Source organism: Kitasatospora sp. NPDC005751 (genome assembly GCF_040630835.1).
Classification (GTDB): Bacteria; Actinomycetota; Actinomycetes; order Streptomycetales; family Streptomycetaceae; genus Kitasatospora.
Window position 1 is genome coordinate 51179 of the sequence record NZ_JBEXYC010000011.1, and the last position, 19393, is coordinate 70571.

General features: G+C 72.3%; 19 protein-coding genes and 1 tRNA gene. 10 read left to right on the forward strand and 10 right to left on the reverse strand.

Translation table 11 applies throughout. The annotated features are described in order from the left end of the window. The first annotated feature begins 44 nt into the window (after positions 1 to 44). Complete coding sequence (locus tag ABZ497_RS13715; protein WP_329487836.1) at positions 45 to 1013, forward strand: cysteine synthase; 969 nt, start codon at positions 45 to 47, stop codon at positions 1011 to 1013. A gap of 46 nt (positions 1014 to 1059) precedes the next feature. Here the strand turns inward: ABZ497_RS13715 and ABZ497_RS13720 are convergent, their stop codons facing one another. Then, on the reverse strand, positions 1060 to 1512 hold the full coding sequence (locus ABZ497_RS13720) for a type II toxin-antitoxin system PemK/MazF family toxin (RefSeq protein WP_329487834.1): 453 nt from the start codon (positions 1510 to 1512) through the stop codon (positions 1060 to 1062). Positions 1513 to 1696: 184 nt separating this feature from the next. On the opposite strand from ABZ497_RS13720, the gene ABZ497_RS13725 reads away from it, so the two are divergent. Continuing rightward, positions 1697 to 1888 (forward strand): MerR family transcriptional regulator, encoded by a 192-nt coding sequence (locus ABZ497_RS13725; RefSeq protein WP_329487833.1) that lies wholly within the window; start codon positions 1697 to 1699, stop codon positions 1886 to 1888. 183 nt (positions 1889 to 2071) lie between these two features. Then, positions 2072 to 2818 carry an MBL fold metallo-hydrolase gene (locus ABZ497_RS13730; RefSeq protein WP_359804945.1) on the forward strand — a complete coding sequence of 249 codons (747 nt, stop codon included), beginning with the start codon at positions 2072 to 2074 and terminating at the stop codon, positions 2816 to 2818. A 4-nt stretch (positions 2819 to 2822) separates the two neighbouring features. Here ABZ497_RS13730 and ABZ497_RS13735 read toward each other — a convergent pair whose 3' ends face one another. Continuing rightward, on the reverse strand, positions 2823 to 3737 hold the full coding sequence (locus ABZ497_RS13735; RefSeq protein WP_359804947.1) for a branched-chain amino acid transaminase: 915 nt from the start codon (positions 3735 to 3737) through the stop codon (positions 2823 to 2825). 172 nt (positions 3738 to 3909) lie between these two features. Between ABZ497_RS13735 and ABZ497_RS13740 the strand changes: the two genes are divergently transcribed. After that, positions 3910 to 4989 carry a helix-turn-helix domain-containing protein gene (locus ABZ497_RS13740; protein WP_359804949.1) on the forward strand — a complete coding sequence of 360 codons (1080 nt, stop codon included), beginning with the start codon at positions 3910 to 3912 and terminating at the stop codon, positions 4987 to 4989. A gap of 37 nt (positions 4990 to 5026) precedes the next feature. On the opposite strand, the gene ABZ497_RS13745 is transcribed toward ABZ497_RS13740, so the two are convergent. From ABZ497_RS13745 to ABZ497_RS13760, 4 genes are all read right to left on the reverse strand, one after another. Next, a complete protein-coding gene (locus ABZ497_RS13745) occupies positions 5027 to 6307 on the reverse strand; it encodes an LLM class flavin-dependent oxidoreductase (RefSeq protein ID WP_359804951.1) in 1281 nt (426 codons plus the stop codon). Then, complete coding sequence (locus ABZ497_RS13750; RefSeq protein WP_359805074.1) at positions 6304 to 7359, reverse strand: LLM class flavin-dependent oxidoreductase; 1056 nt, start codon at positions 7357 to 7359, stop codon at positions 6304 to 6306. The genes ABZ497_RS13745 and ABZ497_RS13750 overlap by 4 nt, the downstream gene beginning before the upstream one ends. 408 nt (positions 7360 to 7767) lie before the next feature. After that, complete coding sequence (locus ABZ497_RS13755; protein ID WP_329487827.1) at positions 7768 to 9045, reverse strand: PTS transporter subunit EIIC; 1278 nt, start codon at positions 9043 to 9045, stop codon at positions 7768 to 7770. Between the two features lie 847 nt (positions 9046 to 9892). Continuing rightward, positions 9893 to 11182 (reverse strand): PTS transporter subunit EIIC, encoded by a 1290-nt coding sequence (locus ABZ497_RS13760; RefSeq protein ID WP_359804953.1) that lies wholly within the window; start codon positions 11180 to 11182, stop codon positions 9893 to 9895. A gap of 400 nt (positions 11183 to 11582) precedes the next feature. On the opposite strand from ABZ497_RS13760, the gene ABZ497_RS13765 reads away from it, so the two are divergent. From ABZ497_RS13765 to rdgB, 4 genes are all read left to right on the forward strand, one after another. Beyond that, entirely contained in the window at positions 11583 to 11816 is a 234-nt protein-coding gene (locus ABZ497_RS13765) for a PTS glucose/sucrose transporter subunit IIB (RefSeq protein WP_030060521.1), read from the forward strand. A 193-nt stretch (positions 11817 to 12009) separates the two neighbouring features. Next, a complete protein-coding gene (gene rph / locus ABZ497_RS13770) occupies positions 12010 to 12735 on the forward strand; it encodes a ribonuclease PH (protein ID WP_359804955.1) in 726 nt (241 codons plus the stop codon). 169 nt (positions 12736 to 12904) lie between these two features. Then, the gene (locus tag ABZ497_RS13775; RefSeq protein WP_329487824.1) at positions 12905 to 13294 is read left to right on the forward strand and encodes a hypothetical protein; all 390 of its coding nucleotides are present in this window, start codon (positions 12905 to 12907) and stop codon (positions 13292 to 13294) included. Between the two features lie 20 nt (positions 13295 to 13314). Further along, positions 13315 to 13920, forward strand: coding sequence for an RdgB/HAM1 family non-canonical purine NTP pyrophosphatase (gene rdgB / locus ABZ497_RS13780; protein ID WP_359804957.1), 606 nt, complete (start codon positions 13315 to 13317; stop codon positions 13918 to 13920). A gap of 69 nt (positions 13921 to 13989) precedes the next feature. Here the strand turns inward: rdgB and ABZ497_RS13785 are convergent. The 3 genes from ABZ497_RS13785 to ABZ497_RS13795 form a co-directional block, all read right to left on the reverse strand. Then, positions 13990 to 14073: transfer RNA gene (locus tag ABZ497_RS13785), tRNA-Leu, on the reverse strand. Positions 14074 to 14085: 12 nt separating this feature from the next. Then, positions 14086 to 14787, reverse strand: coding sequence for an HNH endonuclease signature motif containing protein (locus ABZ497_RS13790; RefSeq protein ID WP_359804959.1), 702 nt, complete (start codon positions 14785 to 14787; stop codon positions 14086 to 14088). A 76-nt stretch (positions 14788 to 14863) separates the two neighbouring features. After that, positions 14864 to 15349, reverse strand: coding sequence for an HPP family protein (locus ABZ497_RS13795; RefSeq protein WP_359804960.1), 486 nt, complete (start codon positions 15347 to 15349; stop codon positions 14864 to 14866). 72 nt (positions 15350 to 15421) lie between these two features. Here ABZ497_RS13795 and ABZ497_RS13800 point away from each other — a divergent pair, with 72 nt between their 5' ends. Then, positions 15422 to 16042 carry an ABATE domain-containing protein gene (locus ABZ497_RS13800; protein WP_359804961.1) on the forward strand — a complete coding sequence of 207 codons (621 nt, stop codon included), beginning with the start codon at positions 15422 to 15424 and terminating at the stop codon, positions 16040 to 16042. 243 nt (positions 16043 to 16285) lie between these two features. Beyond that, entirely contained in the window at positions 16286 to 18712 is a 2427-nt protein-coding gene (locus ABZ497_RS13805) for a glycosyl hydrolase family 18 protein (protein WP_359805076.1), read from the forward strand. A 109-nt stretch (positions 18713 to 18821) separates the two neighbouring features. On the opposite strand, the gene bcp is transcribed toward ABZ497_RS13805, so the two are convergent. After that, a complete protein-coding gene (bcp, locus tag ABZ497_RS13810) occupies positions 18822 to 19298 on the reverse strand; it encodes a thioredoxin-dependent thiol peroxidase (protein ID WP_329487819.1) in 477 nt (158 codons plus the stop codon). Between the last annotated feature and the right edge of the window lie 95 nt (positions 19299 to 19393).

The window sequence follows — 19393 nt, forward strand, 5'->3', positions numbered from 1 at the left end:
GGACCGCCGCACCCGATCCTCACCGCCGTTGCCGGAGGCACCCCTTGCGTTACGACAGCCCGCTCGAAGCCGTCGGCAACACCCCGCTGGTCCGCCTGCCCCGACTCTCCGCCGCCGTCCCCGGCAACACCGACGGCCTGGTGACGCTCTGGGCCAAGCTGGAGGACCGCAACCCCACCGGCTCCATCAAGGACCGCCCCGCGCTGCACATGATCGAGCGCGCCGAGGCCGCCGGGCTGCTCACCCCCGGGTGCACCATCCTGGAGCCCACCAGCGGCAACACCGGCATCTCGCTCGCCATGGCCGCCAAGCTCAAGGGCTACCGGATGGTCTGCGTGATGCCGGAGAACACCAGCGAGGAGCGCCGCGAGCTGCTGCGCATGTGGGGCGCGGAGATCATCCCCTCACCGGCCGCCGGCGGCTCCAACACCGCGGTGCGGATCGCCAAGGAGATCGCCGCCGAGCACCCCGACTGGGTAATGCTCTACCAGTACGGCAACCCCGACAACGCCGGCGCCCACTACGCCACCACCGGCCCCGAGATCCTCGCCGACCTGCCCTCCGTCACCCACTTCGTGGCCGGCCTGGGCACCACCGGCACCCTGATGGGCGTCGGCCGGTTCCTGCGCGAGAAGGTGCCCGGGGTGCGGATCGTCGCCGCCGAGCCCCGCTACGACGACCTGGTCTACGGCCTGCGCAACCTCGACGAGGGCTTCGTCCCCGAGCTGTACGACGCCGAGGTGCTCACCACCCGCTTCTCGGTCGGCTCCGCCGACGCCGTCCGCCGCACCCGTGAACTCCTCCAGCAGGAGGGCATCTTCGCGGGCGTCTCCACCGGCGCCATCCTGCACGCCGCGATCGGCGTCGGCCGCAAGGCCGCCACCGCCGCGGAGCGCGCCGACATCGTCTTCGTCGTCGCGGACGGCGGCTGGAAGTACCTCTCCACCGGCATCTACACCGCCGAGTCGACCGAGGCCGCGGTCGAGGCCCTGCAGGGCCAGCTCTGGGCCTGACGGAGCCTCCGGGCCCGTCCCCGCGGCCCGGCCCGGCCGGACGCCCCTAGCCCGAGACCGCCTGCCGGGCCCGGGCCCAGATCCGCCCGTCGACCACACCGGCCCGGCGGCGGAAGGCCGAGAGCGGCACCTCGCGCAGCTCGTCGGTCTCCAGCCAGCTGGTCCGCCCCTGGCGGTCGCCCACCGAGCCGGGCGGCAGCGCCAGCACGCCCGGCCGCTCCGCGTGGTGCTTGCTGGTGATCTTCGCGACGGTCGCGGTCCGGCCGCCGACCCGCAGCACCAGGCAGGGGCGGTCCTTCGCCCCCGGGCCGTCCTCGAACGGCACCTCCGCCCACCAGATCTCCTGCGGCGCCGGGCCCGGGCGCCCCTTCGCCGGGCGCGGCCGCGGCGCCGGCCGGGTCGGCGCGGGCCCGCCGCGGGCCCGCCGGACCAGCACCGACACGACAACGGCCAGCAGCGCGGCACCCGCCACGGCCAGCAGCACCCAGAAGCCAGTCATGCGCCAGACCGTACCCGGCACCCGGCCGGCCCCACCACCACGACGGCTGTGACAGTCGGGCATTTATCCGTTCCCTGCTCCCGGTTCGTCACGGAATGACCACGGAGTCCGTTGTGCGCGGGATGCCGCTCCCGGAGCCCGGAAAGCTGATCACGCACGTCCGCCCTGCACCCCGAGGTGACCCGTGAGCCGCAGCACCGACCTGTGGTCGTACGCCGAGATCGCCCGCCACATCAACGTCCAGCCGGAGACCGTCCGCAACTACCGCCGGCACGGCCTGCTCCCCGACCCCGATGCCGTCGACGGCAACGGACACCCCCGCTGGCACCCCGACACGATCAAGGCCTGGGCCCGCCGGCGCCCCGGCCACCGCTGAACCACCGCACCGAGCGGCCCCCGGCGTTCTGGTGATTCCAGCCACAGCCCGGCACGGAGACGGGGGCAAAGTGCCCCTCCGCCCTTACTCTCGACACGCGAACGCAGTGCTACCCGCCGGTTCACCGGCCGGTACTGCCAATGACCAGCAGCAGCCGAAACGTGTCGGGGCGGAGGGGCTCGGATGAAACTGACCGTGGTGGGGTGCTCGGGGAGCTTCCCGTCCGCCGACTCGCCGTGCTCCAGCTACCTCGTGGAGGCCGACGGCTACCGCGTCGTGCTCGACCTCGGCAACGGCGCGCTCGGCGCCCTGCAGAAGTACGTCAGCCTCTACGAGGTCGACGCCGTCCTGCTCAGCCACCTGCACGCCGACCACTGCGTCGACCTCTGCGCCTACTGGGTCGCCCGCAACTACCGGGCCGAGGGCTGCCCCGACCCGCTGCCCGTCTACGGCCCGGCCGGCACCGCCGAGCGGATGGCCCGCGCCTACGACATGCCCGAGAACCCCGGCATGAAGGGGGTCTTCGACTTCCGGACCCTCACCCCCGGCGCCTTCGACCTCGGCCCGTTCCGGATCGAGGTCGCCCAGGTCAACCACCCCGTCGACGCGTTCGCCTTCCGGCTCGAACACGCCGGCCGCACCCTCGTCTACTCCGGCGACACCGGCGAGAGCGCCGCCCTCGTCGAACTCGCCCGCGACAGCGACCTCTTCCTCTGCGAAGCCGCCTACATCGACGGCCGCGACACCTACCGGGCCGTCCACCTCAACGGCCGCGAGGCCGGCGAACACGCCACCGCCGCCCGCGCCCGCCGGCTCGTCCTCACCCACATCCCGCCGTGGACCGACGCCGAACACAACCGCCGGGACGCCGCCGCCGCCTTCGCCGGACCGGTCGACATCGCGAGAGCCGGCGCCGTCTACGACCTCTGAACGCTCACCCCACCGGCGTCAGCCAGCGCCGGTAGCGCGGGTCCTCGCCGGAGACCGCCGCCTCGTACGCCTCGCGCAGCCGCTCCGTGACCGGGCCGGGGGAGGACGGCAGCTCGCGGTCGTCCAGTGACCGCACCGGCACCACCCCGGCCGCCGTCCCGCACAGGAACACCTCGTCCGCCGCGTACAGGTCCGAGCGCAGCAGACCCTCCACCCGCACCGGCACCCCCAGACCGGCGGCCAGCTCCAGCACCGTGTCCTGGGTGATCCCCTCCAACGCGCCCGCGCTCGACGGCGGCGTCCGCAGCACCCCGTCACGCACCAGGAACACGTTCTCGCCGGTGCACTCGCTCACCGAACCGTCCGACCCCAGCAGCAGCGCCTCGTCGTACCCCGCGTCGCTCGCCTCCCGGCGGGCCAGCACCGAGTTCAGGTACGGCCCGGTCGCCTTCGCCGCAGGCGGCACCGCGTTCGGGTCGTTCCGCCGCCAACTGCTCGTCTTCACCCTGATCCCACCACCGCCGTCCGGCAGTTGGGACTGCCACTGCCAACTGGCGATCGCCGTGGTGGTGGGCGAGAAGCGCATGTCCAGGCCCATCGAGCCGTACCCCAGGAACGCGAAGTGCCGCAGATAGCAGGACCGGTGGCCGTTCGCCCGGACCAGCTCCACCGTCGCCTTGGTCAAATCCTCCACACTGTAGGGGAGTTCCATCCGCAGCATCCGCGCACTGCGGTCCAGCCGGCGCAGGTGCTCGGGCAGCCGGAACACCGCCGGACCGTCCGCCGTCTCGAACACCCGGGTGCCCTCCAGCACCCCCGTGCCGTAGTGCAGGCCGTGCGTCAGCACATGCGTCCGCGCCTGCTGCCAGGGCACCAGCGCGCCGTCCATCCAGATCGTCGAAGCCTCGGGAAGAGCCATGGCCCCATCCTGGCCGCCGACGGACCGCGGCCGGGCCCTCCCGGCGCTGCCGCAACCGGACATGACCGGGAGCGGAACCGGCCCGCCGCCCCGCCCCTCGGAAGCCCCGGCCCGCCGTCTCGCTCCTCGGAAACCCCGGCCCGCCCGCGCCCGGCCTCACTACGCTGCGCCGATGGAGCGCATGGAGAGTGCGGCGCGGGCCGACCACCCCGCCGGCGGCCCCGACCGAGACGCCACCCGGCTCTACGCCCGGCTGCTCGCCGAACCCGGCCGCCCGGCCGCCGACCTCGGCCTCGGCTGGGACGAGCCCCGCCTGGCCGCCGCCACCGCCGAACTCCGCGCCCTCGGCCTGCTCCAGCCCACCGCGGCCGCCGGGGCGGACGGCACCGGCACGGCCGGACACGCCGCCGTCTCCGTCGACACCGCCGTCCGCCAACTGCTGCTCGACGCGGACACCCAGGTCACCGCCCTCGTCGAGGCCCTGGGCCGGGCCCGCGACTCCGTCGACCGCCTGCACACCGGCTACCTGCCGGTCCAGCACCGCCGGCCCGGCGGCGCCGCCCTCGAACTCGTCCGCGGCGCCGACCGGATCGCCGCCCTGCTGGAGGACGCGGCCCGCGGCGCCCGCACCCGGGCCCTCTCCCTCCGGCCCGGCCAGGACCTCTCCGGCCCCGCCCTGGCGGGCAAGTTGGCCCGCGAACGCCTCGCCCTCGACCGCGGCGCCGCCCTGCGCTCCGTCTACCCGGCCGCCGCGCTGCGCCGGCCCGCCGTGCTCGCGCACGTCCGGGAGCTGACCGGGGCCGGGGCGCGGATCAGGGTCGCGCACTCGCTGCCGCTCCGGCTGATCGTGGTCGACGCCCGGCTGGCGATCCTGCCCGCGCCGGGCGACCTGTCGGACGAGGTGTCCGAGGACGGGCCGGACGCGGCTGCTCCCCGGGTCCGCGGCCGTGCGGAGGCCGCCGTGGTGGTCCGCGAGCCGGCCCTGGTCGCCCTGGTCGCGGAGCTGTTCGAGTACTTCTGGTCGGCGGCCTCGACCCCGCCGGAACTGCATCCGGGGGCGGCGGGGAGGACGGACCGTCATGACGTGGTGCTGCGGCTGCTCGCGGCCGGGCTGACGGACGCCGCGATCGCCCGGAAGCTGGAGGTCTCCGAGCGGACGGTGCGCCGGCTGGTCGCCGAGCTGACCGCCGACCTGGGCGCGGAGAGCCGCTTCCAGGCCGGCGTCCACGCGGCCCGCCTCGGCCGGATCTGAGGCCGTTCCGGGCGGGACGCCCGCTCGTCCGAGGCGCTCAGCGCCGGCCGGGAACGGGCAGGCCGAGGTGGTCGCGCAGGGTCGTCCCGGTGTACTCGGTGCGGAACACCCCGCGTTCCTGGAGCAGCGGCACCACCTGGTCCACGAAGTCGTCCAGGCCGCCCGGGGTGAGGTGCGGGACGAGGATGAAGCCGTCCGCCGCGTCGTTCTGCACATAGGCGTCGAGCTGCTCGGCGACCGCCGCCGGGGTGCCGATGAAGGACTGCCGGCCGGTCACCTCGATCACCAGCTCGCGGCTGCTGAGCCGCTTCTCGGCGGCGACCGCGCGCCACCGGGCGGCGATCTCCAGCGGGTCCCCGATCCTGGTCCGGCCCTGGACGACGGTGCTGTCGACCACCGGGTCGGCGGTGGGCAGCGGGCCGTCCGGGTCGTGGTCGGACAGGTCGATGCCCCAGACCTGCTCCAGGTAGGCGATGGCGGTCTGCGGTCCGACCTGGGCGCGGCGGATCTCGGCGGCCCGCTCGGTGGCCTCCTCGTCGGTGTCGCCCAGGACGTAGGTGACCCCGGGCATGATCTTCAGCTCGTCCGGCTTGCGCCCGTACGCGGCCAGCCGGCGCTTGACGTCGGCGTGGAAGGCCTGGCCGGCGGTGAGGGTCGAGTGCCGGCTGAAGATGATGTCGGCGGTGGCGGCGGCGAACTCCCGGCCCTCGTCGGAGTCCCCGGCCTGGATCACCACCGGGTGGCCCTGCGGCGGGCGCGGCAGCGACAGCCGGCCCTCGACGTCGAACTGCGGGCCGCTGTGCCGGACCTGCCCGCCGTCCCAGAACTCCCGTGCCAGCTGGACGAACTCGGCGGCCCGGGTGTACCGGTCGGCGCGGTCGAGGAAGCCGCCGCGGCGGAAGTTCTCGCCGGTGAAGGCGTCCGAGGAGGTGACCACGTTCCAGGCCGCCCGGCCGCCGGAGAGGTGGTCGAGCGACGCGAACCGGCGGGCCAGCTCGTACGGCTCGTTGAAGGTCGCGTTGACGGTGGCGGCCAGTCCGAGGTGGGTGGTGACGGCGGCCAGCGCGCCGAGCACGGTGATCGACTCGGGCCGGCCGACCACGTCCAGGTCGTGGATCAGGCCGTTCACCTCGCGCAGCCGCAGGCCCTCGGCGAGGAAGAAGAAGTCGAACCGGCCGCGCTCGGCGGTCTCCGCGAGGTGGCGGAAGGAGGCGAACTCGATCTGGCTGCGGGACGCCGGGTCGGTCCAGACCGTGGTGTTGTTGACGCCGGGGAAGTGCGCGGCGAGGTGGATCTGCTTCAGCGGTCGGTCCGTCATCGGGTCACCTCGGCGTGGGCGGCGGCGGTCGCCGTGGGAGCGGCGGGAGCGGGAGTGGCGGGGGCGTACCGGTTGGCCGGGCGGGCCAGGCCGAGGTGGTCGCGCAGGGTGGTGCCGGTGTAGCCGGTGCGGAACAGGCCGCGCTCGCGCAGGGCCGGGACGACGTGGTCGGCCACCGCGGCGAGGTCTCGGGCCGGGTCGGCGGGGACGAGGTGGAAGCCGTCGACGCCGCCGCCGCCCTCGGTGACCTCCCGGATCAGCGCGCTGATCGAGGCGCCGTCGGGGAGGTCCGCGGTGAGCCGGGCGAGGATCCGCAGGCCCTCGCCCGCCCGCAGCCGCAGTTCGGTGGCGGCGGTCAGCCGGGCCGCCGGGCCGGGGGCGTCCAGCAGGACGACGTCCGCGTACCGGGCGGCCGTCTCCACCCGGGCCCGGCTGCCGGCGGGGGCGCCCGGGGCGAGGTCGGCGGCGGAGACCGGGACGGCGATCACCGGTCGGCCCTGGGGCGGGCGAGGGGTGATGGAGGGGCCGCGGACCGAGAAGTGCGGGCCCGCGAAGTCGATGTAGTGCAGCTTGCCCCGGTCGATGAACCGGCCGGTGGCCACGTCGCGGATCTCCGCGTCGTCCTCCCAGCTGTCCCAGAGCCGCGCGGCGACCTCGGCGGCGTCGGCCGCCTCCGCCCAGAGCTCGTCGGCCGGGGCGACGCCCTTGCGCCCGAAGGCCCGGGCCTGCGCCTCGGTGTCGGAGATCCCGATCAGCCAGCCGGCCCGGCCCTCGCTCACCCAGTCCAGGGTGTTGACCGATATCGAGGTGTGGAACGGCTCGGTGTGCGTGGTGGTGACGGTCGGGACCAGGCCGAGCCCCCGGGTCAGCGGCGCGAGCCGGGCGAAGGTGGCGAGGGCGTCGAGCCGGTGCGGCTCGGGTGCGTAGGAGTCGTCGAGGGTGACGAAGTCGAGCGCGGCGCGCTCGGCGTGGCGGGCGAGGGCGGTGAAGTGCCCGGCGTCGAAGCGGCCGGGGCTGTCGACGGCGGCGGACAGGTGCAACTGGCGCGGCATGGCGTGGCCTTGACTTTCCTCGTGCGTGCGCTGCTTCATCTTCGTTTCGCGCACGGGACGCAGCTGGGTACGTGGCGGTGGCCCGGGTACGGGCCGACACGAGAGGCGGGGAGGCGGGGGCCGGGGCGCGGCGGGAGGTCAGCCGGGCGGCGGCGGGGGGAACGGACGGGTCAGGCGCAACACGCGGCCGACCACACACGACCGAAGTCGATGTGGCAGCGGCTGACCAGGATGCGCGGCGCGTTCACCGCCTCAGTTGACCAGCGCGGTCGCCGGTTCGTCAACCGTCGTCCCACCGGCCGGGCGGTGGCCGCGGGCCGGGCCGGGACGCGCGACGGCCCCGCCCCGCCGCTCGGGGGAGCGAGCGGCGGGGCGGGGCCGTGGAGTGGTGCGGGTCGTTCCTCGGCGTCAGGCCTTGGTGACGTCCTCGATCTCCTCGTCGTCCTCGCGACCGGGGGTCTTGAGGTTGAACTTGACGATCGCGAAGCGGAACAGGAAGTAGTACAGCGCTCCGAACACGAGACCCAGCGGGATGATCATCCACGGGTCGGTGGCCTTGTTCCACGCCAGCAGGTAGTCGATCAGACCACCGGAGAAGGTGAAGCCGTCGTGCACGCCGAGCGCCCAGGTGACGGCCATCGAGACGGCGGTCAGCAGCGCGTGGATCACGTACAGGACCGGGGCGATGAAGACGAAGGAGAACTCGATCGGCTCGGTGACACCGGTCACGAAGGAGGTCAGCGCCAGCGAGAGCATCATGCCGGTGACGGCCTTGCGGCGGTGCGGCTTGGCGGTGTGGGCGATGGCGAACGCGGCGGCCGGCAGGGCGAACATCATGATCGGGAAGAAGCCCGACATGAACTGTCCGGCGGTCGGGTCACCGGCGAAGAAGCGGGTCAGGTCGCCGTGCACCACGGTGCCGTCGGGCTTGGTGAAGTCACCGGTCTGGAACCAGGCGTAGGAGTTCACGAACTGGTGCATGCCGACCGGCAGCAGACCGCGGTTGACCAGGCCGAACGCACCGGCGCCGAACGCGCCGGCACCGATCAGGGAGTCGTTCAGGCTCTTGATGGCGTCGCCGATCGGGCCCCAGGTCAGGGCGAAGACCACACCGACGGCGGTGCCGACGAAGGCCATGATGATCGGGACCAGGCGGCGGCCGTTGAAGAAGCCGAGCCAGTCGACCAGCCGGGTGCGGTGGTACTTCTGCCACAGCACGGCCGAGAGCAGACCGATCACGATGCCGCCGAGCACGCCCGGGTTCTGGTACGTGGCGGCCGCGTCCTTGCCGGGCAGGACCTGGGCCTCGGTGACCGGGAACGCGGTCAGCACGTTCTTGTACACCAGGAAGCCGACGAGGGCCGCGAGCGCGGTGGAGCCGTCGGCCTTCTTGGCGAAGCCGATCGCGATGCCCACCGCGAACAGCAGCGGCAGGTTGTCGAAGACGGCGCCACCGGCGGTGTTGAACACCGCGGCGACCTTGTCCCAGCCGAGGCCGTCCTTGCCGAACACGTCGTCCTGGCCGAGCCGCAGCAGCAGACCGGCGGCGGGGAGAACGGCGATGGGCAGCTGGAGGCTGCGGCCGATCTTCTGCAGACCCTGCAGCAGGTTCTGGCCGAACTTCTTGGTGGGGCTTGGCGTGGCCGGAGCCGCGGCGGGCGCCGGTGCCTGCGCAGACTGACTCATGGGGGTGGGTTCCTAACGGCAGGGCGGGTCGGTCGGGGGGTAGGTGCACAGAGGGGCCGAACCGCGAACTGGTCTACACCACACGTGGTGTAGACCAGTTTTGTAGCACGGGTGGAGAAGGGGGGGAAGCCCTGAAAGCGGTGCTGGTGAGAAGCGCTATGAAATCGAAACCTACTTGCGGATCGACGATCATGATTACCCGCCGTGATTGGGATTTTGGCTATTTGCGCAACAAAAAGGCCGGGGCAACCCCGGCGGGCCCGGCGACCCCCGGACGGACGGCCGGGAGGGCGGCGGCAGCCGGCGGGCGCGGGCGGCCGGCCGCTCCCGCCGGGCGCCGTCCGCCGCCGGGCCGGGCGTCGCCGCGGGTGCCGGACGGCCGGGGCGCGGCCGGTGCCGGGCTCGCGGCGAGGGGCCGGTGCGATGTGCCGGACCCCCTGAACCCGCCGCGGGTATTAGCCGCCGCATTGCGACCGGACTCGGCGGCCGCCCTCGCCGGCTCGGAGAAACCAAAGGCGAAGCCGGTGGGCGAGTACGGTGACGCATTGCCGCGCGGTGCGCCGCGCGGCGGCGGTGATCTTCCCCCCACCCGGGTCGCCGGCTTCGCCGGAGACCGCCCGTCCGGCCGCCGCCGGGGCGCCGCGGCCCTGTCCCGGCCGGGCCACGGGCCGCCGGGCGCCGGGTGCCGGCCCGGCGCCCCGTCGGCGGCGGGGCCGGCCGCCGAATTTCCCGGACCGGTCCGGGAATGGTTTTCCGGCCGGGACGATCGTCCTTTCGCGAATATGCCGAAGGCCCCCGGACCAAGGGTCCGAGGGCCTATTCCGGCGGGCGTCCGGTGACGCTCGGTTTATGCCTTGGTCACGTCCTCGACCTCGTCGTCGTCCTCGCGTCCGGGTGTTTTCATGTTGAATTTCACGATGATGAACCGGAAGAGCGCGTAGTACACGACGGCGAAGCAGAGCCCGATCGGGATGATCAGCCAGGGCTTGGTGGCCAGGCTCCAGTTGATCGCGTAGTCGATCAGGCCGGCCGAGAAGCTGAACCCGTCGTGCACCCCGAGCGCCCAGGTGATCGCCATCGAGGCGCCGGTCAGCAGCGCGTGCACCGCGTACAGCGCGGGCGCGACATAGGCGAAGGAGTACTCGATCGGTTCGGTGACGCCGGTCACGAAGGACGTCAGGCCGACCGAGAGCATCAGCCCGTAGATCTCCTTGCGGCGGTGCGGCTTGGCCGCGTGCGCCATCGCCAGCGCCGCCGCCGGCAGGGCGAACATCATGATCGGGAAGAAACCGGAGGTGAACTGGCCCGCCGTCGGGTCACCGGCCAGGAAGCGCGGGATGTCGCCGTGCACGACCATGCCGTCGGGCTTGGTGAAGTCGCCGAACTGGAACCAGACGAAGGTGTTCAGCAACTGGTGCATGCCGATCAGCAGCAGTACGCGGTTGGCCACGCCGAAGATGCCGGCCCCGCCCGCGCCCAGGTCGGCCAGCCACTGGCTCACGTCGTTGAAGGCGCGGCCGATCGGCGGCCAGGCCCAGACCGCCAGCACCGCCAGCAGCATGCCGACCACGGCGGTGATCATCGGGACGAGCCGGCGGCCGTTGAAGAAGCCGAGCCAGTCGACCAGCCGGGTGCGGTGGTAGCGCACCCAGAGCCACGCCGACAGCAGGCCGATCAGGATGCCGCCCAGGACGCCCGGGTTCTGGTAGGTCGCGGCGGCCGACTTGGCCGAGGTGAAGTCCACGCACTGGTTGCCGACCAGGACGGTCGGCAGCTTGCAGTCCTCCGGGAAGGCGTGCAGCACGGCGTAGAAGACCAGGAAGCCCACCACGGCCGCCAGTGCCGTGGAGCCGTCCGCCTTCTTGGCCATGCCGATCGCGACCCCGATGCAGAACAGCAGCGGCAGGCCGAGCGAGGAGTCCAGCAGAGCGCCGCCGGCCGCCGCGAACACCTTGGCGACGTCGTCCCAGCCGAGGCCGTCCTTCCCGAACACGTCGGGCTGTCCGAGCCGGTTGAGGATGCCCGCCGCCGGCAGCACGGCGACCGGCAGCTGGAGCGAGCGGCCCATCTTCTGGAGTCCGCCGTAGAAGGTGTGCCACCACGTGGTCCGCGGGGCTGTGGCGCCTGCCGAACTCATCCTTCGCCCTCCGAGAGCAGTTGCCGAGCGCTGGCCCCCTGGGGGACCCTCGGACGGGGCTCAGGAACACCCGGGGCGCTTCCTGCGTTCATCGGAGTACACATATATTGGTGTAGACCACTTTGGGAGGCAGGCCGCGCGCACCGGGGCAGAAGCCCCGCTGATCGTCATCCTCGGACGAAGATCCAGACCGTGCGCGCCGGAATGGGCCAAAAGTGGACTAACGTGGCAGATCGGTCCAACTCGGGTGATGCTGGTCGCGCTGCGGCGCAGCGCGACGGCAGCTGAACCCGCGTCAGCACCGACAGCGACGACCCCGGCCGGCGGCCGGGGCACCCCGCACAGCGCAGGACGGCACCCGGCAGAGCAGCCGACGGGCCGAGACAGAGGGAGAAATCAGATGGCCAGCAAGGCTGAGAAGATCGTCGCCGGTCTGGGCGGCATCGACAACATCGAAGAGGTCGAAGGCTGCATCACCCGCCTGCGTACCGAGGTGAAGGACGCCTCCCTCGTCGACGAGGCCGCGCTGAAGGCCGCCGGCGCCCACGGCGTCGTCAAGATGGGCACCGCGATCCAGGTCGTCATCGGCACCGACGCCGACCCGATCGCCGCCGACATCGAGGACATGATGTGAGCTGAGCCCACCAGGCTCGGCACCACCACGCTCGGCACACCCGGCCCGCCGCCCCCCGTGGACGGCGGGCCGGCGCCGTCCGGCGCACCGGGCACAACCGTTCGGGCACCCCGCCACGGGCCCGCCGGGCACCACCGACGACCCGTCCGACCCTGCCGGAACCACCCGACCGGACCGACTACGCTCGGTGCCTATGTCACGCATCGACGGCCGCACCCCCGACCAGCTCCGCCCCATCACCATCGAGCGGGGCTGGAGCAAGCACGCCGAAGGCTCCGTCCTCATCTCCTACGGCGACACCAAGGTGCTGTGCACCGCCAGCGTCACCGAAGGCGTCCCGCGCTGGCGCAAGGGCAGCGGCGAGGGCTGGGTCACCGCCGAGTACTCCATGCTCCCGCGCGCCACCAACACCCGCGGCGACCGCGAGGCCGTCAAGGGCCGCATCGGCGGACGCACCCACGAGATCAGCCGCCTCATCGGCCGCTCGCTGCGCGCCGTCATCGACCACCGCGCCCTCGCCGAGAACACCATCGTCCTCGACTGCGACGTCCTCCAGGCCGACGGCGGCACCCGCACCGCCGCCATCACCGGCGCCTACGTCGCCCTCGCCGACGCCGTCTCCTGGGCCCGCGAGAAGAAGATCCTCCGCGCCAAGGGCCAGCCCATCACCGGCGCCGTCAGCGCCGTCAGCGTCGGCATCATCGACGGCGTCCCGATGCTCGACCTCCGCTACGAGGAGGACGTCCGCGCCGAGACCGACATGAACATCGTCTGCACCTCCGACGGCCGCTTCGTCGAGGTCCAGGGCACCGCCGAGGGCGCCCCCTTCGACCGTGCCCTGCTCGACCAGCTCCTGGACCTCGGCACCCTCGGCTGCGCCGAGCTGGACGAGATCCAGCGCAAGGCCCTGGAGGGCTGAGCCCGCCACCGGTGCCCGAAGGGCTCCGGCGCGTGGCCGAACCGCGACACCAGCGCTGTACAGGCCGGGCCCGGAGCCCTTACGGTTCCCGCAGCACCCCGTTGTGGGAACCGCGCACCCCCGGGGGCGCGTCATTCCGTTCCGGAACCCGCGCACCCAGGAGGACCGGATGCCCCAGAGCATCGCCCGCCCCGCCACCCTCGCCGTGGCCGGCCTGATCGCCATCCTCCCGCTCAGCGCGGTCAGTTGCTCGGCCGCCCAGAAGGCGCTCGACTGCGGCAACACGGCGGTCCGCATCACCGGGGACATCAGCGACGTCACCACCGCCTTCAACAACGCCAGCAACGACTCGGCCGCCGCCGGCCAGGCCCTGCAGAAGCTCAAGAACGACCTCGACGACCTCGGCAAGAACTCCAAGAACACCGACGTCGCCAAGGCCATCACCGACCTCAACACCCAGGTCGGCAAGGTCCAGCAGGCCATCAACGACAAGCAGGCCCCCGACCTGAAGCCGCTCGGCGACGCCGCCGGCAACCTCACCCAGGTCTGCACCGGCTGACGTCCGGTTAGGGTGGGTTCATGTCCACCCGTCTGATTCTCGCCACCCGCAACCAGAACAAGGTCGCCGAGCTCCGCGCCATCCTCGGCGAGGCCGGCCTCGACGTCGAACTGGTCGGCGCCGATGCCTACCCGGAGATCCCGGACGTCCGCGAGACCGGCGTCACCTTCGCCGAGAACTCGCTGCTCAAAGCACACGCCCTCGCGCAGGCCACCGGCCTGCCCGCGGTCGCCGACGACTCCGGCCTCTGCGTCGACGTCCTCGGCGGCGCCCCCGGCATCTTCTCCGCCCGCTGGGCCGGCAAGCACGGCGACGACCGCGCCAACCTGGACCTGCTGCTGGCCCAGCTCGGCGACATCGCCCCGGAGCACCGCGGCGCCCACTTCTTCTGCGCCGCCGCCCTGGCCCTGCCGGACGGCACCGAGCGCGTCGTCGAGGGCCGCCTCCTCGGCACCCTGCGGACGGCCCCGGCCGGCGACGGCGGCTTCGGCTACGACCCGATCCTGGAGCCCCTGGGCGAGACCCGCACCTGCGCCGAACTGACGGCGGCGGAGAAGAACGCCATCAGCCACCGCGGCAAGGCCTTCCGCGCCCTGGCCCCGGTCCTGAAGGACCTGCTGGGCTGACGGGTCATCGAGAACGACGGAGGCCCACCCGGGAGATCATTCCGGGTGGGCCTTCGATTCAAAGGCTAGTGCGGCCTGAGGGACTCGAACCCTCACGGGATTTCTCCCACTGGATCCTAAGTCCAGCGCGACTGCCAGTTCCGCCAAGGCCGCATGGCCTCCAGTCTAGGGGTTTGCGCGGCCTTCGGGCACAGCCGTTTCTCCCTTGGTGCGGTCGGGTGCGGGCTTCGCGCGCCTGTTCTTGTTGCGCCCGCAGTACGTGGGGGTGACGGCATGGCAGTTCGGGCACAGCAGCCGGAGGTTGTCGGGGCGGTTGTCGGACCAGTCCCCGTTGATGTGGTCCACCTCCAGCGTGAGCGGGCGGCCCCGCCACTCCGGCCCGGTGCCGCAGGACTCGCACGACTCCGGCCGGCCGAGCTCCGAAAGGGCCTGGCGGATGCGCACTCCCGGAAGCCGCTTGGCCTCCGAGGGGCGCTGGACGAGGAGTTGTTCGGCCGGGATCCTGCTGGGGAACCGCTTCCCGCGACTGTGGGCCTGCCCGGTGAAGTGTGAGGTGTCGATGCCGAACGCCTTGATCCGGCGGCCGATGTGTGCCTGGGTGCCCCCGGCTTGGCGCTGGCCGAGGTGGCGCACCACGCCCGCCACGCTGTACGAGGCCGAGACCGCCTCCTGGAGGAGTTCGCGGGTGTAGACGGTTCCGGTCGGGCGGAAGTGCGACGTGTCGATCGCGAACTCGGTCAGCCTGCGGCGCAGGTACTTGCGGCTCTCCCGGTTCGGCTCCCTCCCCAGGGCGGCCAGCATCTCGTCGAGTGAGGCGGCGGCTGCCGCGGTGGTCGCCAGCAGCTCACGGGTGTACTTGACCGGCATGGTCGTCCCCCTTCGGGCCTGTGTGCGCCCGTCCCCCGTGGGGGCGAACGAGTTGGGGGGCGGGGTGGTTACGGGGTCACCACCAGTACGTCGGGTAGGTGCGGCGGGTGAGGCGGGCGGCGGCGAGGCCGGTGGCGGTGAGCAGCAGGGTGGCGAGGAGCAGGAGGGGGAGGAAGCGGGTCGGGTCGGGGGCGGTGAGGGTGACGATGACGGCGGTGGCGGCCGCGGGGGAGTGGGGGGTGCGGGCGAGGGTCATGGCGCCGAGGGCGAGGCCGCCGGCGAGGGCGGCGGACCAGTAGGCGGGGGTGGTGGCGGCGAGGACGGCGTAGCCGGTGAGGGCGGAGACGAGTTGGCCGCCGATGACGCTGCGGGGTTGGGCGAGGGGGAGGGTGGGGGCGCCGGCGATGAGGGCCATGGAGGCGGCGAGCGGGGGGATGAGGAGGGGTTGGCGGGTGAGGGTGCCGAGGGCGGCGAGGGTGAGCAGGGCGGTGACGGCGGTGGCGGTGGAGGTGAGGACGGCGGTGGGGGCGGGTCGGGCGGGGGCTTGGCTGGAAAGGGGCATGGCGAAGGCATTCCCTAACGTGTGAGACGGCAGGCAAGCGTTAGTCTGCGGGTTTTGGCTAACCGGTGGCAAGTGGCGTTACCGTTAGGCATGGGCATGGTGGAGCGTGGCGCGGTGGACGAGATGCCGGTCGGCGGTGAGCATCTCGCGCTGGATCTGGTGAACAGCACCTTCGTGCGGGGTGGTCTGCGCGGGCATCTGGTGGACGTTCTGGTGGAGCCGTCGGACCTGGCGGTCTGGGTGGACCGGCACGCCGTCGAGCTGGATCTGGCGAGCGTCCCGGCCGGGTCGCCGGGGCCGGCGGAGCTGGCGGCGTTCCTGGAGCTGCGCGGGGCCCTGCGGGCGGTGCTGACGGCGGTGGTGGCGGGTGAGCCGGCGGGGGCGGCGGAGGTGGCGGTGGTGAACGCGGCGGTGCGGGCGGCGCCGGGGTGGGTGGAGCTGGGGCCGGGGGCGGCCGCGCGGGGGGTGCGCCGGACGGCCGCGGGGGAGCGTGGGGCGGTGCTGCTGGGGCGGGTGGCGCAGGCGGCGGTGGAGTTGCTGACGGGGGGTCGGCGGGAGCTGGTGCGGGCCTGTCCGGCGCCGGGCTGCATCCTGTTCTTCCTGCAGCGGCACGCGCGTCGGGCGTGGTGTTCGACGGCCTGTGGGACGCGGGTCCGGGTGGCCCGGCACAGTCGTCGGCATGCGGACGGCTGACCGACGGGTATCGGCCGTTCGACCGGTGTTGTTGGGGATTTGATTACTAATTGGTACAGACCTATTGACCTTTGTGGTTCAGACCACATAGCTTCAGCGCCAATCTGCATTCCCCCACGTGCGTGCTCCCCCACAGGCATGCGCCGACACTCTCTCCCGGAGGACCGAGTGTTGATCCGAAGCACGGCCGAGCGGCGTCCCACCGCTGCCCGGCATTCCAAGAACCCGGCCGCCCGGGCGGGCATGGCCTCGCTGGCGGTCGCCGGCCTGGCCGGCCTGCTGATGGCGACGCTGGGTGCGGCGCCCTCGCAGGCGTCCGCCACCGTCGACAACGCGGCCTGTCGGCCGGACGGCATGTACCAGACGCCCGGGGTGGACGTCCCGTACTGCAGCGTCTACGACACCGAGGGCCGCGAGAAGATGGGCGCGGACCACCAGCGCCGCGTCATCGGCTACTTCACCGGCTGGCGTACCGGCAAGGACGGGACCCCGCCCTACCTGGTGAGCGACATCCCCTGGGACAAGGTCACCCACCTGAACTACGCGTTCGGGCACGTCGGCAGCGACAACAAGATCTCGGTCGGCACCGACAACGACAAGAACGAGGCGACCGGGATCTCCTTCCCGGGCGTGCCCGGCGCCGAGCTGGACCCGTCGCTGCCCTACAAGGGCCACTTCAACCTGCTGACGAAGTTCAAGAAGCAGCACCCGAACGTCAAGACCATGATCTCGGTGGGCGGCTGGACCGAGACCGGCGGGTACTTCGGCGACGACGGCAAGCGCGTCAACTCCGGCGGCTTCTACTCGTTGACGGTCAACCCGGACGGCAGCGTCAACCAGGCGGGCATCGACGCCTTCGCCAACTCCTCGGTCGACTTCATCAAGAAGTACGGCTTCAACGGCGTCGACGTCGACTACGAGTACCCGACCTCGATGAAGGACGCGGGCAACCCGCTGGACTGGCAGCTCGCCAACGGCAAGCGGGCCTCGCTGGCCAAGGGCTACGCGGCGCTGATGAAGACCCTGCGCGAGAAGCTGGACCGAGCCGGCGCCGCCGACGGCAAGCACTACCTGCTCTCGGTCGCGGCCCCGTCGTCCGGTTACCTGCTGCGCGGCATGGAGACCTTCCAGATCGCGCAGTACCTGGACTACGTCAACATCATGTCGTACGACCTGCACGGCGCCTGGAACAAGTACGTCGGCCCGAACGCCTCGCTGTTCGACGACGGCAAGGACGGCGAGCTGGCGGCGGCCAACGTGTACGGCACCGGCCAGTACGGCGGCATCGGCTACCTGAACGCCGACTGGTCGTACCACTACTTCCGCGGCTCGATGCCGGGCGGCCGGATCAACGTCGGCCTGCCGTACTACACCCGCGGGTTCAAGAACGTCACCGGCGGGACCAACGGCCTCTGGGGCACCGCGTCCGCGACCACCTGCCCGGTGGGCGCCGGGCTGACCTCGTGCGGTGACGGCGCGGTCGGCATCGACAACATCTGGAACGACAAGGACGACGCGGGCAAGGAGTCCCCGGCGGGCTCGAACCCGATGTGGCACGCGAAGAACCTGGAGAAGGGCATCGTGCCCGACTACCTCTCCAAGTACGGCGTGACCGACACCGCCCTGCAGGGCACCTACACCCGCAACTACAGCTCCACCCTGGTGGCGCCGTGGCTGTGGAACGACACCAAGAAGGTGTTCCTCTCCACCGAGGACGAGCAGTCGGTGGCCGCCAAGGCGGACTACATCGTCAACCAGGGCGCCGGCGGCGCGATGATCTGGGAGCTCGCGGGCGACTACAAGTGGGACGCGGCGGCCAACGGCGGCAAGGGCCAGTACGTGCCCGGCTCGACGCTGACCTCGCTGATGTACGACAAGTTCAAGGCGGCCTCGCCGTACAACGCGACCCGCTCGACGATCGCGCTGCCGCAGCAGACCCTGCCGGTCGACGTGTCGTTCACCAACTTCGCGCTGGGCGACTCGAACTACCCGATCAACCCGAAGATCCACATCGTCAACAACTCGACGCTGACCCTGCCGGGCGGGACCGAGTTCCAGTTCGACTACAGCAACTCGGCCCCGGGCAACGCCAAGGACCAGTCCGGGTTCGGGCTGACCGTCATCAAGCAGGACAACCCCGGTCCGGGCAACGTGGGCGGCCTCAAGGGCACCTACAACCGCGTCTCGGTGAAGCTGCCGGGCTGGCAGTCGCTGGCGCCGGGCGCTTCGGTGGACCTGGACTTCGTCTACTACCTGCCGGTCTCGACGCCGTCGAACTGGACGGTCAACGTCGCCGGCACGCTGTACGGCCTGAAGGGCGACCTGACCCGCGGCAGCACGGGCGGCGGCACCGCGACGCCGACCGCGACGCCGACGGTCACCCCGACCGTGACGCCCACGGTCACGCCGACCGTGACGCCCACCGTGACCCCGACGGTCACGCCGACCGTGACGCCCACGGTGACCCCGACCCCGACCACGACCCCGACCGCGACCCCGACCTCGGGGGCCTGCACGGGCGCGCCGGGCTGGGACGCGGGCACCACCTACGCGTCCACCACCAAGGTGTCCTGGAAGGGGCACTACTACCAGAACAAGTGGTGGACCAAGGGCGACGACCCCAGTGCCAGTGGCTCGTGGGGTGTCTGGAGCGACCTCGGGGCCTGCTGATCGGTCGATCCGATGAGCGTGGCTCGCTGAGGTGAGAGACGCGGTGGCGGTGCACCCGGTCGGGGGGTGCGCCGCCACCGCTTCGTTTCCGCCCCCGCGGGGGCGGCTGTCAGGCCGCCTCGACCTTGAGGTCGCGCAGCAGCTTGGCGACGTGGCCGGTGGCCTTGACGTTGTACAGGGCGTGCTCGACCTTGCCGTGCTCGTCGACGATCACGGTGGAGCGGATCACACCGGTGACGGTCTTGCCGTACAGCTTCTTCTCGCCGAACGCGCCGTAGGCCTCCAGCACCTTCTTCTCCGGGTCGGAGAGCAGGGTGACCTTGAGGTCCTCGGCCTCGCGGAACTTGCCCAGCTTCTCCGGCTTGTCCGGCGAGATGCCGATGACGTCGTACCCGGCGCCCGCGAAGACCTCCAGGTTGTCGGTGAAGTCGCAGGCCTGCTTCGTGCAGCCGGGGGTGAGCGCGGCGGGGTAGAAGTAGACGATCACCTTCCGGCCGAGGTGGCCGGCGAGGGACACCTGGTTGCCGTCGGCGTCGGACAGGCTGAAGGCGGGTGCGGTGTCGCCGGGCTGGAGACGCTCACTCACGGGGGACTCTCCTGGTGCGTGGACGGGTGGTCGTACCACGGTCAACTTACCTCCGATGGTGGGTGGGGCCGCGCGGGCCGGGGCGGCAGCTGACA

Excerpts from the sequence above, each read along its gene's own strand:
- ABZ497_RS13720 (WP_329487834.1), bottom strand. The coding sequence starts at position 1,512 with ATGACTGGCTTCTGGGTGCTGCTGGCCGTGGCGGGTGCCGCGCTGCTG.
- ABZ497_RS13730 (WP_359804945.1), top strand. The coding sequence starts at position 2,072 with ATGAAACTGACCGTGGTGGGGTGCTCGGGGAGCTTCCCGTCCGCCGAC.
- ABZ497_RS13735 (WP_359804947.1), bottom strand. The coding sequence starts at position 3,737 with ATGGCTCTTCCCGAGGCTTCGACGATCTGGATGGACGGCGCGCTGGTG.
- ABZ497_RS13740 (WP_359804949.1), top strand. The coding sequence starts at position 3,910 with ATGGAGCGCATGGAGAGTGCGGCGCGGGCCGACCACCCCGCCGGCGGC.
- ABZ497_RS13745 (WP_359804951.1), bottom strand. The coding sequence starts at position 6,307 with ATGACGGACCGACCGCTGAAGCAGATCCACCTCGCCGCGCACTTCCCC.
- ABZ497_RS13750 (WP_359805074.1), bottom strand. The coding sequence starts at position 7,359 with ATGCCGCGCCAGTTGCACCTGTCCGCCGCCGTCGACAGCCCCGGCCGC.
- ABZ497_RS13755 (WP_329487827.1), bottom strand. The coding sequence starts at position 9,045 with ATGAGTCAGTCTGCGCAGGCACCGGCGCCCGCCGCGGCTCCGGCCACG.
- ABZ497_RS13760 (WP_359804953.1), bottom strand. The coding sequence starts at position 11,182 with ATGAGTTCGGCAGGCGCCACAGCCCCGCGGACCACGTGGTGGCACACC.
- ABZ497_RS13765 (WP_030060521.1), top strand. The coding sequence starts at position 11,583 with ATGGCCAGCAAGGCTGAGAAGATCGTCGCCGGTCTGGGCGGCATCGAC.
- rph (WP_359804955.1), top strand. The coding sequence starts at position 12,010 with ATGTCACGCATCGACGGCCGCACCCCCGACCAGCTCCGCCCCATCACC.
- ABZ497_RS13775 (WP_329487824.1), top strand. The coding sequence starts at position 12,905 with ATGCCCCAGAGCATCGCCCGCCCCGCCACCCTCGCCGTGGCCGGCCTG.
- rdgB (WP_359804957.1), top strand. The coding sequence starts at position 13,315 with ATGTCCACCCGTCTGATTCTCGCCACCCGCAACCAGAACAAGGTCGCC.
- ABZ497_RS13790 (WP_359804959.1), bottom strand. The coding sequence starts at position 14,787 with ATGCCGGTCAAGTACACCCGTGAGCTGCTGGCGACCACCGCGGCAGCC.
- ABZ497_RS13795 (WP_359804960.1), bottom strand. The coding sequence starts at position 15,349 with ATGCCCCTTTCCAGCCAAGCCCCCGCCCGACCCGCCCCCACCGCCGTC.
- ABZ497_RS13805 (WP_359805076.1), top strand. The coding sequence starts at position 16,286 with ATGGCCTCGCTGGCGGTCGCCGGCCTGGCCGGCCTGCTGATGGCGACG.